Source organism: Pseudomonas hunanensis, assembly GCF_013393325.1.
GTDB classification, from domain to species: domain Bacteria; phylum Pseudomonadota; class Gammaproteobacteria; order Pseudomonadales; family Pseudomonadaceae; genus Aquipseudomonas; species Aquipseudomonas putida_P.
The window spans coordinates 97,920-110,277 of sequence record NZ_QJRC01000060.1 but is presented as its reverse complement, the minus strand read 5'-3'; the positions used below and the strand labels follow the sequence as shown (position 1 = coordinate 110,277).

Sequence of the window (12,358 nt, the reverse complement as noted above, 5' to 3'; positions counted from 1 at the left end):
CAGCCCCGGGTATTTCAGACAGGTTCGGCTTGACGGGCAAGGTCGCGGTAGCCAGCGGCCGGGTGGCTGGCCGGCAGCCGTGGGCCGTCGCCGAACAGTTTCTCGCGCAGGGTACCGGGGCGGTACTCGGTCTTGTAGGCGCCACGTTGCTGCAGCTCGGGCACCAGCAGCTCGACCACATCGCGGAAGGTTTCGTGGGCCAGGGCATAGGTCAGGTTGAAGCCATCGACATCGGTTTCTTCGACCCAGGCCTGCAGTTCATCCGCCACAGTTTGCGCACTGCCGACGATCAGCGGGCCAAAGCCGCCAATGCCGACCCAGTCGGCCAGTTCCTGCACCGTCCACTGCTTGTTCGGGTCGGCGGTGGAAAACGCCTCCACAGCCGATTGGATGGCATTGGTGTGGATATGCTCCAGCACCTGATCGGGCTGGTACTCGCTGAAGTCGATGCCAGTCCAGCCAGAGATCAGCGCCAGGGCGCCTTCGTAGCTGGCGTAGCTTTTCAACTCCTGCCATTTGGCTTGGGCCTTGGCGTCGGTTTCGTCGACTATCACCGTCTGCATGTTGAAGATCAGCACCTTGCGCGGATCGCGCCCTGCCTCGGCGGCCCGGCGACGAATGTCGGCCACGGTCTTTTTCAGGATGACCTTGGAGGGCGCGGCGACGAACACGCACTCGGCGTGGCCCGCGGCGAAGTTTTTACCACGGCTGGACGCCCCTGCCTGATACAGCACGGGAGTGCGTTGCGGGGACGGTTCGCACAGGTGTATGCCCGGAACCTGGAAGTGCTTGCCCTGATGACGGATCTCGTGGACTTTGCGCGGGTCGGTGAACAGGCCGGTCTCGCGGTCGCGCACCACCGCACCGTCCTCCCAGCTGCCCTCGAACAGCTTGTACAGCACCTCCAGGTACTCGTCGGCGTAGTCGTAGCGAGCATCATGGTCGCTCAGCGCCTTCTGTCCCAGGTTGCGTGCACCGCTGTCGAGGTAAGACGTGACGATGTTCCAGCCGATGCGGCCCTTGGTCAGGTGATCCAGGGTCGATAACCGACGGGCGAACGGGTACGGGTGCTCGAAGGTGAGCGAGGCGGTCAGGCCGAAACCAAGGTGCTCGGTCACCAGTGCCATCGGGGTGATCAGGGCCAAGGGGTCGTTCACCGGCACCTGGGCCGCCTGACGGATGGCCGCGTCGCCATTGCCGCCCAGCACATCGTAGATGCCGATCACGTCGGCGATAAACACACCGTCGAACTTGCCGCGTTCCAGCAGCTTGGCCAGGTCGGTCCAGTAGTCCAGGTCCTTGTATTGCCAAGCGCGGTCCTTGGGGTGGCGCCACAGGCCGGGCGACTGGTGGCCGACACAGTTCATCTCGAAGGCGTTCAAACGAATTTCACGTGGCATGGGGACTCCTGTTCAATAGGCTCGGCACCCTTGTCAGGCACCCTTGATGCTCTATCAACACGATTCATGCCAACAAAATAATACTTATAAATCAGTAGGTTATTTAAAAAATACAACAACCAGGTGCCTGAACGACGACATCACTGTCGATCAACTGTCGGCTGGCGGACAGCAGGCAATGTGACCGGGTTTTAGCCGGATCGCGCTTGACCCGTTAAGATGGTGATTCTTCAACCAGATGCAGACCACAATGTCCAACGACGCACCCATCGGCCCGGGCCGGCCCAAGGACCTGGCCAAGCGCGAGGCGATTCTCGAAGCGGCCAAGACGCTGTTCCTCAGCCTTGGCTACGCCAACACCAGCATGGATGCGGTCGCTGCGGCGGCAGGTGTTTCAAAACTTACCGTGTACAGCCACTTCACCGACAAGCAGACCCTGTTCTGCTCGGCGGTCATGGCCACCTGCCAGATCCAGCTGCCAGACCTGCTGTTCGAGTACCCCGAGGGGGCACCGGTGGACGAGGTGCTGCTGACCATTGCCCGTGGCTTCCAGGCGCTGATCAGCAGTGACGAGGCGGTCAAGCTCAGCCGCCTGATCATGGCCCAGGGCAGCCTGGACCCGAGTTTTGGCGAGTACTTCTACGAAGCCGGACCCAAGCGTGTGCTGGCCGGGATGGAAGCGCTGCTGCGCGGCGCACATGAACGCGGGCTGCTGCGCGTCGACAACCCGTTGCGAGCGGCGGAGCACTTTTTCTGCCTGGTCAAGGGTGCCCCGGATTACCGCTTGCTACTGGGGTGTGCAGGGCCGCTGGAAGGGGATGAAGCCGAGGCGCATGTGCGCGAGGTGGTAGGGGTGTTCTTGCGGGCATTCAAACCCTGAGGCAGCAGGCTGACTGTACTGAGCCTATCGCTGGCAAGCCGGCCCCCACAGGTAGAACGTAAAGCTGTCAGGCGATGCAATCACTGTAGGAGCGGCCTTGTGTCGCGAAAGGGCCGCAAAGCGGCCCCGGCAATTTTCGCGTGAGCGCCAAAATCCTGGGGCTGCGTTGCAGCCCTTTCGCGACACAAGGCCGCTCCTACAACGACCGCGCTTGCCGGTCAGATTTCAGGAATCAGGCTTTCAGCGCTTTCTTCGGGTAAATGTCATACCGGCTCGACTTGCCTTCCAGGCTATGACTGGGCTTCGGCCCGTCGATGATCGGTGCCTTGCGCGGCCGCTTCACCACCACCCGGTGGCTGGCCAGCGCCAAGGCTGCTTCGAGCAGGGCCGGGGCATCCAGGTCATCACCCACCAACGGCCGGAATACGCGCATTTCTTTTTTCACCAGCGCACTCTTGTCCCGGTGCGGGAACATCGGGTCGAGGTAGATCACCTGTGGTGGCTCGCCTTCCCAGGCGCGCATGCGCTCGATGGCGTTGCCGGTCAGCAGGCGCATGCGCCCGACGATCGCCCCCACTTCTTCATCCGCGCGAGCCCGTGCCAGGCCATCCTCCAGCAGCGCGGCAATCAGCGGCTGGCGTTCGATCAGGGTCATCTGGCAGCCCAGGCTGGCCAGTACGAACGCGTCCTTGCCCAGCCCCGCCGTGGCGTCCAGCACTTGTGGCCGCACGCCTTGGGCAATGCCCACGGCCTTGGCGATCATTTGCCCATTGCCACCGCCAAACTGGCGCCGGTGCGCGGCCTGGCCTTCAACGAAGTCCACCCGCACCGGCCCAGGCGCCTGCGGCCCCAACTGTTGAATCTGCAAGCCATCAGCGCCAACCTGCACGGCGAAATCAGCGGCCTCGTCGTGCAGCGGCAGCGCGAGGCGCTCAGCCCACGCAGCGGCTTGCGCCGCAAATTCAGCCGACAACGCCTCGACCCGGATACCTGTGCCCTGCTCTTCCATCACATACACCTGAAAATTGAACCCCGCCATTAATGTATCGGCCGTCACAGCCGATACAGGCAATATCCCGCTATTCTGCCAGAGCACAACGCGCGCGACTGCCATGTCAGATACTCTTCCCATCGGCTTGACCTATTTGTCGCCAGTCGGCAACTACAGTCAGCACAACACCCAGGCACTCGGGGGCGTCAGCCACCTGTGGCAGGATTTTTTTGCCCGGGCCATGGCCGAGCAACAGGAAGAGCCGGTAGACAGCGTCAGCCAGTCGTTCGCGCAATACGACCAGGACAGCGGCGAACCCGTCGGCGGTGCGCGTGCGCTGGCCATGATCGACGCCCAGCGCGCCTGCCCGGTGCAAGACACCGTGGTGGCACCACCCGAACCGCTGTTCCTGCCCAAGGCAGAGCTTGAAGCCAAGTTGCTGCCACCGGCCCCCGAGCCGTTCAGCGCCATCGAGCTGATCGAGCAGCAACGCCAGCTGGACATCAACAACAGCTGGCTGCGCCCCGTCGTGATGAACCAGGGCCAACCGCTTGCCGAGCCCGGCCCAGGCCCTGCTCCGCGCTCGCTGTTCCTGCCCATCGCCGAGTTCGAGACCAACCTGCTGGACCCAGCACCCGAGCCGTTCGACCATGCCACCCTGGCCAAGCAGCAGAACGACCTGGAGTTCGACATGCACTGGGCGCGCCCGGTGGTGCTGAACAACGTGCGCGTTCACGCCTGAGGCTAACGGCAGATCTGCCAGCGCCCCATGTCCATGTGATAGTGATTACGGTGCGCGGCGTTGTAGTCCGGGCCAAGCACCGTGCTGAAACTCTTGCAAGCCGCCTGCTGCACCTGACGCAAGAACTCCGCCTTCTGCCCACCCGCCTGCCAGTCACGCGCCAGCACGATGCGCTGACCGTCCTGCAAGCGGAAACCGCTTATATCCAGCGCATTGGCCGTCGCGTGCTGGCTCAAGCGGCCTTGCTTGCGGTGGTAGACATTGCGGCAGGCAAAGCTGCCCAGGTGATCGACTTGCGCCACGGGTTGGCCCAGTAACCGCTGCGCCACCGGTTGCAACCCATGCTTCTCGAACAGCGCATAGGCCACCGCCAACGGGCAACTGGCCAGGAAGCTGCTGCTGAGCCGCGCCTGGCCGCCGTCAATGCGCCAGATATTTTGCAGCGGGCAGTCGGCCGAAGCCTGACTGTCAGCTTGTGCCCGGTAGCGCAGTTGGCTGATTTCAAGCGCTTGACGGCACAACGCCGGGTCATCGCGCAAGCGCGACAGCTTGTACGGCGTCAGCAGGTTGGGCGGCTGGCGCACGTCCAGCGGCGCCCACGGGTTCCATGCGCCAGGCAAGCGCCAGCCGAGGTGCCAGGCCAGGCCCGCCAATAGCAGCAGGCCGGCCAACAGCGCCAGCACTGCCCTCATCAGCGGCGAAACAGGTCGTTGAGCTGAGCGAACGGCAGGGCCTGCTCACCATAGCCGAACGTGCCCTCATCACGAATTTCCAGCGCAGCCCGGTGCAAGGTCCCGAGTGCAGCACGGGCCAGCGACGAACCAACACTGATACGGCGCACCCCTAGGTCCTGCAACTGGTTCACGCTCAGCGGCACGCCCGCCATGCCCATCAGCACATTCACCGGGCGCGGTGCGACGGCCTGCACCACCGCGCGCACTTCTTCCACCGTGCGCAGGCCGGGGGCGTACAGCACATCGGCGCCGGCCTCGGCATAGGCTTGCAGGCGCAGGATGGTGTCGTCGAGGTCCATGCGGCCGTGCAGCAGGTTTTCTGCCCTGGCGCACAAGGTGAACGGGAATGGCAGGCTACGCGCCGCCTGCACAGCGGCGCGCACACGCTCCACGGCCAACCCTAAATCGTAGATGGGCGCATCACTGCGGCCACTGGCATCTTCGATGGAGCCACCGACCAGGCCGACTTCGGCAGCACGCAGGATGGTCTGGGCACAGGTTTCAGGCAAGTCGCCAAAGCCGTTCTCCAGATCGGCGGCCACCGGCAACGCGGTGGCATCGACGATCTCGCCGGCATTGTCCAGGGTATCGTCCAGGCTCAAGGCGCCTTCGGCGTCTGGCCGACCCAGGCTGAAGGCCAGGCCCGCACTGGTGGTGGCCAGCGCTTCGAACCCCAGGCTGGCGAGCAACTTGGCAGAGCCGGCATCCCACGGGTTGGGGATGACGAACGCGCCTTCGCGCGCGTGTAGCGCCTTGAAAGCTTCGGCTCTCAGGGTTTGCACGTCCATGGTTCAACCTCCGGCAGTCAGGGAAAGGTCAGAGTAGCCCCAGTTGTTCGACCTCGGGCGCACGGGGCAATTCCGGCAAAGGTGCAAGGCCCGGTAGGCGTGCCATCAGCCGCTGGTGAAAGCGCTGAGCCAAGGCGGCTGCCAAGCGGTTGTCCGATGTGTGCAGGAAGATGTACGGGTTGCGGCCCTCCTCGATCCAGCCAGCAACCTTGTCTACCCAGGGCGTAAGGAAGGTTTCGTTGGCCTGCAGTTCGGGATGGCCAATGAAGCGCACCTGCGGATGCTGGCTGAAGGCGGCCGGCCGTGGCGGCACCTTGGGCTTCTTGGACTGCGCATGCAGCACGGCAGGGTCGCGGGAGGTGCAACTGAACAGCGCACGCGGGTCAAGGCAGATACGTTCGACGCCACGTTCGTGCAGCAGGCGGTTGAGCAGGCGCTCTTCCTCCCCCTTGGCGAAAAAGGCCTGGTTGCGCACTTCCACCGCCACTGGCACGGCAATTTCATCGAGGAAGTGGCATAGCTCGCCCAGGCGTGCAGGGCCGAACTGAGCCGGAAGCTGCAGCCAGTAGGGCGATACGCGCTGGCCCAGCGGGGCCATCAGCCGGGTGAAATCGAAGGCAGGCTCAAGCTGATCGCGCAGGTCGCCCTCGTGGCTGACGTCCCTTGGAAACTTGGCGGTAAAGCGAAAGTGCGCGGGCATCACCTGCGCCCAGCGGGCAATGGTGCCGGGGGCGGGGCGTGCGTAGAAGGTGGTGTTGCCTTCGACGGCGTTGAACACCTGGCTGTAGAAGCCAAGCATTTCATTGCTGCTGGCGTCGGCGGGGTACAGGTAGTCGCGCCAGGCGTTTTCGCTCCATGACGGGCAACCGAGAAAGTAAGGCAGTGGGGATGGACTCATCCACTAAATGTACAGGTCGAGCCCCAGTACTTCCATGTCCCAGTCGTTAAAACCGGCGGTGCTCAGGTAGCTGGCCAGCGCGGTGGCAGTGCGGCGGTCACGGGCGCGGGGGAAGACCATGTCCTGCTGGCGGGCTGGCAGGCCACCGCTGCGGCGGCGGGCGGTGGCTTCCTGCGGGGCGGTTTCGGCCTCCTCGACCACCTCGGCATCGTCGATGGCCTCGTCACGCACCGCTGCCTTGCGCGGGGCGCGCTTGACCGGATAGGACTGCGAGGAGAAACCGTCGATACGCATGGCATGAGCACTCAGGACCAATGATGGCAATTTAGCAGCATCAGAGTTCCGTCGCTAATGCTTGAGTGATAACTGGACCACAGATCGCACAAAAGGTTTTAGCGTGATCGGCGATAACCGACGAACAGCACTCAGTGCTTCTTGGGCGTAGCTACATTATCGCGCAGATACACCGGTTGCGCCTGCTCGGCGACGATTGCCTCGCCACGTTCCCAGGCAAAGGTGGCCAGGCTGAGCACGTCCAGGGCATTGGGCAACGCGCCAGGGTTGCTGGCCGCCACCTGCACCGCCAGCCGCTCTGCGTAGCCCCACCCGGTGCCGGCACCGAACCACTCGCCATTGCTGCCCGCCGGCAGGGCCACCTGCTCAGGCGGCAATACCGCCTCACGGCCGACCAGGCGCATTTCGCCCGCCGTAGCCTGGTAGCAGCCCCAGTACACTTCATCCATGCGCGCATCAATGGCAGCCGCCACCTGCTGCACGCCCTGCTCGCGCAACGCACCCTGGGCCAGTGCGGCCAGGTTGGACACCGGCAGCACCGGGCGCTCGAGGGCAAAGGCCAGGCCCTGGACCACGCCGATGGCGATGCGCACACCGGTGAACGCACCCGGGCCACGGCCGAAGGCAATGGCATCCAACGCATTCAGTGCCACGCCAGATTCGGCCAGCAGTTGCTTGATCATCGGCAGCAGCTTCTGGGCATGCATGCGCGGGATCACCTCGTAATGGCTGGTTACCTTGCCGTCATGCAGCAGCGCGACGGAACAGGCTTCGGTGGCGGTATCCAGGGCCAGCAGGGTGGTCATCGAACGGGTATCCAGGTGCGAATGAAAAGAGCGGCAGTATAAACGACAACGGCCCGCAAGCGGGCCGTTGTCGATGTGCGTCAATCCAGGATCAGCTCAGGGCTGCCAGGACCTTGGCAGTGATGGCGTCGACCGAACCGACACCTTCGATGTGGCTGTACTTCGGCTTGCCAGCATTGGCGGCCGACAGCTTCTGGTAGAAGTCCACCAGCGGCTTGGTCTGGCTGTGGTAGACCGACAGGCGATGGCGAACGGTTTCTTCCTTGTCGTCGTCGCGCTGGATCAGGTCTTCACCCGTCTCGTCGTCCTTGCCTTCCACCTTCGGCGGGTTGTACTGAATGTGGTAGGTGCGGCCCGAGGCCAGGTGCACGCGGCGGCCAGCCATGCGGCCAACGATTTCTTCGTCGTCCACGGCGATTTCGACCACGGCGTCGATGTCGACACCAGCAGCGACCATGGCTTCGGCTTGCGGGATGGTGCGTGGGAAGCCGTCGAACAGGCAGCCGTTGGCGCAATCAGGCTGGGCGATGCGCTCCTTGACCAGGCTGATGATCAACTCGTCGGAAACCAGCTGGCCAGCATCCATGACTTTCTTCAGCTCCAGGCCCAGCGGGGTGCCGGCCTTGACGGCGGCACGCAGCATGTCACCGGTGGAGATCTGAGGGATACCGAACTTTTCGGTGATGAACTTTGCCTGAGTACCTTTACCGGCCCCGGGAGCTCCCAGCAGAATTACGCGCATCTCGTGCTCCTCAAATTTTTTTATGAAATTCAATGGATTCGGCAACCAGGGCCAAGTCCGGAAAATCGGGTATGACCATAAATCGGTCAGAAGGCTGCTCAAGATACACAGCGCTCGGCAGCCAGACAAGCGTCCCAAAGTTGCAGGAATGCGCCACTTGCGGCTCAGCAGACTGGCGGTTGCGCCCGGCGCAACCACCCTCCCCGTCCTTGTGCCGGGCCTGCTCGGCACTCGCCAGGCATGGCCCGGGCATGCCCTCAGCCGGTGTTGCGCAACCCGGCGGCAATACCCGCCACGGTCACCAGCAAGGCCTGCTCCAACGGGCTGTCCAGAGCGGCTTCGCGGCTGCGCGAGCGAGCCAGCAACTCGGCCTGCAGGCGGTGCAGTGGGTCCAGGTAGGTATTGCGCAGGCTGATGAATTCCAGCGTCTCGGGGCTGTGCGCCAGTAGCACCGGCTGCCCGGTCAGGCCCAGCACCACCTGGCACGACTGCGACAATAGGTCGCGCAGGTGCGCACCTAAAGGAAGCAAGTGCGGTTGCACTAGACGTTCGTCGTAGGCCTCGGCAATTTGCGCATCGGCCTTGGCCAGCACCATTTCCAACATATCGATGCGGGTGCGGAAGAACGGCCACTGCTCGCGCATCTGCGCCAGCAACTCACCCTGGCCACGGGCCAAGGCGTTGCTCAGTGCGGTCTCCCAGCCCAGCCAGGCCGGCAACATCAGCCGGGTCTGGGTCCAGCCGAAGATCCATGGGATGGCCCGCAGGCTTTCGATGCCCCCGGCGCGGCGCTTGGCCGGGCGGCTGCCCAGCGGCAGGCGCCCCAGCTCCTGTTCTGGCGTCGACTGGCGGAAGTACTCGACGAAATCGGGGTTCTCCCGCACCACGCTGCGGTAAGCCTTCACACCATCGGCGGCCAACTGGTCCATCAACTCGCGCCAAGCCGGCTGCGGTGGCGGAGGTGGCAGTAGTGTGGCTTCGAGTACGGCCGCCAGGTACAGGTTGAGGTTTTGTTCGGCGATACCCGGCAAGCCGAACTTGAAACGGATCATTTCGCCCTGCTCGGTAGTGCGAAAACGCCCCGCCACCGAACCCGGTGGCTGCGACAGAATCGCCGCATGCGCCGGGCCACCGCCGCGCCCAACGGTGCCGCCACGGCCGTGGAACAGCAGCAGCTCGACCTGATGCTCGGCGCAGATTCGCACCAGGTTTTCCTGGGCACGGTACTGCGCCCAGGCAGCGGCGGTGGTGCCAGCGTCCTTGGCCGAGTCCGAGTAACCGATCATCACTTCCTGCGGGCCACGCAGGCCGGCGCGATAGCCCGGCAGGCCGAGCAGGCGCTGCATCACCGGGCCGGCGTTGTCGAGGTCGGCCAGGGTTTCGAACAGCGGCACCACGCGCATGGGGCGAGTCAGGCCAGCTTCCTTGAGCAGCAGTTGCACGGCCAGCACATCCGAGGCGGCACCCGCCATGGAGATGACATACGAGCCCAGCGAGGCAGCCGGCGCGGCGGCGACTTCTCTGCAAGTGGCCAGCACTTCGGCGGTATCCGCCTGCGGTTTGAAATGCGCAGGTAACAGCGGCCGGCGGTTTTTCAGCTCGGCCTGGAGGAACCCGATGCGCTGCTCTTCGTCCCAATCGGCATAACGCCCCAGGCCCAGGTAATCGGTGATCTCGGTCAGCGCATCACGGTGGCGGGCAGCGTCCTGGCGCACGTCCAGGCGGCCCAGGAACAGGCCGAAGGTAACGGCGCGGCGCAGGCAGTCGAGCAGCGGCCCCTCGGCGATCACACCCATGCCGCAATCATGCAGCGACTGGTAGCACAGCTCCAGCGGCGCGATCAGGTCGCGGTTATCCACCAGCACCTCGGCACCGGCCGGCTGGTTGCTGGCCAGGGCCGAGTGCGCCCAGGCTCGTGTCGCCCGCAAGCGGTCGCGCAGTTGCTTGAGCACGGCGCGGTAAGGCTCGGCACTGTCGCCGACCCGTTCGCGCAGGGCGTCGTTGGCCTGCTGCATCGACAGCTCCGCAGCCAATGCATCGATGTCGCGCAAGAACAGGTCGGCGGCCATCCAGCGCGCCAACAGCAGCACTTCGCGGGTGACGGCAGCGGTCACGTTGGGGTTGCCATCACGGTCACCGCCCATCCACGAGGCAAAGCGGATTGGCGCGGCCTCCAGCGGCAGGCGCAGGCCAGTGGCCTCCAGCAGGGCCTTGTCGACCTTGCGCAGATGGCTGGGGATGGCGTGCCACAGCGAATGCTCGATCACTGCGAAGCCCCACTTGGCTTCGTCTACCGGCGTGGGGCGGGTGCGGCGGATTTCTTCGGTGTGCCAGGCTTCGGCGATCAGCCGGCGCAGGCGTTCGCGAACCTGCTGGCGCTCGGCCGGGCTCAGGTCGCGGTGGTCCTGCGCGGCCAGTTGACCTGCAATGGCGTCGTATTTCTGGATCAGCGTGCGGCGGGCTACCTCGGTGGGGTGAGCGGTGAGCACCAATTGGATGTCGAGCTTGGCCAGTTGTCGGGCCAAGGCATCGTTGCTGTGGCCAGCCTGCTTCAGACGCGCCAGCAACTCAGGCAACACCCGCGCTTCGAAAGGCTCGGGCTGATCGGCGTCGCGGCGGCGGATCAACTGGTACTGTTCGGCCATGTTGGCCAGGTTGAGGAACTGGTTGAAGGCCCTGGCCACGGGCAGCAGGTCTTCTTCGGCCAGGTCCGCCAAGGTCGAGCTCAGTTGCTCGCCGGGGCCGCGGCGGTCGGCCTTGGCACTGTGGCGAATGTCCTCGATCTTCTGCAGGAACGCATCACCGTGCTGCTGGCGAATGGTTTCGCCAAGCAGTTCACCCAACACATGGACATCTTCACGCAAACGCACATCGATATCGGTCATTGGCCCTCTCTTTGGCGCGGCTCTGGCGCACTCCTGTACACAGCTCTGTCAAAGAGTGCCCCTTGCCGCGCAGCCATGGCAAGCCGTGATCGGTCAAAGCAAACTAAAGTGAAAGCACAGCACTCCCATGCCATGCAGCCTTAGCAGGCGTAACCAGAGGTCATCATGAAAATCCGTGAACTCGCCCAGCACTGGGAACAGAATGCCGCTGGCACGCTCAGTCGCACAGGGCATGTCTTGCATCTGGACCTGGAGTCCGAGGCGCGCCTGGCCGCGCTGATCGACATGTACCCCAAGCGCACCGCCGAAGAACTGCTCGGCGAACTGGTCGCCGCCGCCCTCGAAGAACTTGAAGCCAGCTTCCCCTATGTGCAGGGCCGGCAGGTCATCGCCACCGATGAAGAAGGCGACCCGCTGTACGAGGATGTCGGCCCTACTCCACGCTTTCTCACCCTGTCGCGCCAGCACCTGCACAGCTTGAGCAACACTGCCGTCGATAACGAAAAATAGCCTGCCCTCCATGTTCCGGGCCCCTGAAAGGCCCGGAATACCGCCCTCGGCCGAGAAAGTTCCAGCAAATCCTCGCTGACCAATCAGTCAGAAAAAAATCCGCTCGCAGCGCATTTTTTTCTGAACCATTCGAAAAACGGTCGAGTCGGAGCCAATAGCCATCACGCTAAAACCCTGCACACTGCCCTCGTGCACCGTTGAGCTGAAGCGCGCGGTTTTGTCAGGGATTGAGCGATGGACTGCTACGGACATCGTCGTTATCAGGAGTGATCCAATGGAGCTGACCATCATGAAGACCCGCACCCGCAAACTGTCATCCACTCATGTGCGCGGGTTCAAGCTGGCCGCGCTGGCCCTCGGCAGTAGCCTGGTCCTGGCCGGCTGTGCGGGCAACCCACCCACCGAGCAGTATGCCGTTACCCAGTCTGCTGTGAACTCCGCCGTCAGTGCTGGCGGTACCGAGTTTGCCGCCGTGGAAATGAAAGCGGCCCAGGACAAGTTCAAGCAGGCCGAGATCGCCATGCATGACAAGAAGTACGACGAGGCCAAGCGCCTGGCCCAACAGGCCGAGTGGGACGCACGCCTCGCCGAACGCAAGGCCCAGGCGGCCAAGGCCCAGAAGGCCGTGCAGGATGCCCGCCAGGGCATTCAGGACGTACGTGAGGAAGGCCTGCGCAGCGCTCAGTGA

At 64.0% G+C, this 12,358-nt stretch carries 13 protein-coding genes; 4 read left to right on the top strand and 9 right to left on the bottom strand.

Annotated features, from left to right (window positions below; all coding sequences use genetic code 11):
- Positions 1-14: 14 nt before the first annotated feature.
- The gene (locus DM807_RS01650) at positions 15-1,400 is read right to left on the bottom strand and encodes an LLM class flavin-dependent oxidoreductase (protein WP_012270809.1); all 1,386 of its coding nucleotides are present in this window, start codon (positions 1,398-1,400) and stop codon (positions 15-17) included.
- A gap of 238 nt (positions 1,401-1,638) precedes the next feature.
- Between DM807_RS01650 and DM807_RS01645 the strand changes: the two genes are divergently transcribed.
- Complete coding sequence (locus tag DM807_RS01645; RefSeq protein ID WP_060492678.1) at positions 1,639-2,280, top strand: TetR/AcrR family transcriptional regulator; 642 nt, start codon at positions 1,639-1,641, stop codon at positions 2,278-2,280.
- A 232-nt stretch (positions 2,281-2,512) separates the two neighbouring features.
- Here the strand turns inward: DM807_RS01645 and DM807_RS01640 are convergent, their stop codons facing one another.
- Positions 2,513-3,289: a class I SAM-dependent methyltransferase gene (locus tag DM807_RS01640; RefSeq protein WP_069942191.1), complete on the bottom strand. Its 777-nt coding sequence runs from the start codon at positions 3,287-3,289 to the stop codon at positions 2,513-2,515.
- Positions 3,290-3,392: 103 nt separating this feature from the next.
- Here DM807_RS01640 and DM807_RS01635 point away from each other — a divergent pair, with 103 nt between their 5' ends.
- Positions 3,393-4,013 carry a hypothetical protein gene (locus DM807_RS01635; protein ID WP_060492679.1) on the top strand — a complete coding sequence of 207 codons (621 nt, stop codon included), beginning with the start codon at positions 3,393-3,395 and terminating at the stop codon, positions 4,011-4,013.
- Positions 4,014-4,015: 2 nt separating this feature from the next.
- On the opposite strand, the gene DM807_RS01630 is transcribed toward DM807_RS01635, so the two are convergent.
- From DM807_RS01630 to ppc, 7 genes are all read right to left on the bottom strand, one after another.
- Positions 4,016-4,705, bottom strand: coding sequence for an extensin-like domain-containing protein (locus DM807_RS01630; protein WP_179026986.1), 690 nt, complete (start codon positions 4,703-4,705; stop codon positions 4,016-4,018).
- Positions 4,705-5,535, bottom strand: coding sequence for an isocitrate lyase/PEP mutase family protein (locus DM807_RS01625; RefSeq protein WP_179026985.1), 831 nt, complete (start codon positions 5,533-5,535; stop codon positions 4,705-4,707). Before DM807_RS01625 ends, DM807_RS01630 begins: the two co-directional genes overlap by 1 nt.
- Positions 5,536-5,563: 28 nt before the next feature.
- Positions 5,564-6,433, bottom strand: coding sequence for a DUF72 domain-containing protein (locus DM807_RS01620; RefSeq protein WP_012270803.1), 870 nt, complete (start codon positions 6,431-6,433; stop codon positions 5,564-5,566).
- A gap of 3 nt (positions 6,434-6,436) precedes the next feature.
- Positions 6,437-6,727: a hypothetical protein gene (locus DM807_RS01615; RefSeq protein ID WP_012270802.1), complete on the bottom strand. Its 291-nt coding sequence runs from the start codon at positions 6,725-6,727 to the stop codon at positions 6,437-6,439.
- A gap of 131 nt (positions 6,728-6,858) precedes the next feature.
- Positions 6,859-7,533, bottom strand: a complete 675-nt coding sequence (gene tsaB, locus DM807_RS01610; protein ID WP_179026984.1) for a tRNA (adenosine(37)-N6)-threonylcarbamoyltransferase complex dimerization subunit type 1 TsaB — start codon at positions 7,531-7,533, stop codon at positions 6,859-6,861.
- 91 nt (positions 7,534-7,624) lie between these two features.
- Positions 7,625-8,275, bottom strand: coding sequence for an adenylate kinase (gene adk, locus DM807_RS01605; protein ID WP_179026983.1), 651 nt, complete (start codon positions 8,273-8,275; stop codon positions 7,625-7,627).
- A gap of 257 nt (positions 8,276-8,532) precedes the next feature.
- The gene (gene ppc, locus DM807_RS01600) at positions 8,533-11,160 is read right to left on the bottom strand and encodes a phosphoenolpyruvate carboxylase (protein ID WP_179026982.1); all 2,628 of its coding nucleotides are present in this window, start codon (positions 11,158-11,160) and stop codon (positions 8,533-8,535) included.
- 165 nt (positions 11,161-11,325) lie between these two features.
- Here ppc and DM807_RS01595 point away from each other — a divergent pair, with 165 nt between their 5' ends.
- Together DM807_RS01595 and DM807_RS01590 are read left to right on the top strand one after the other, a co-directional pair.
- The gene (locus DM807_RS01595) at positions 11,326-11,670 is read left to right on the top strand and encodes a hypothetical protein (RefSeq protein ID WP_012270798.1); all 345 of its coding nucleotides are present in this window, start codon (positions 11,326-11,328) and stop codon (positions 11,668-11,670) included.
- A 274-nt stretch (positions 11,671-11,944) separates the two neighbouring features.
- Positions 11,945-12,358, top strand: a complete 414-nt coding sequence (locus DM807_RS01590) for a DUF4398 domain-containing protein (protein ID WP_012270797.1) — start codon at positions 11,945-11,947, stop codon at positions 12,356-12,358.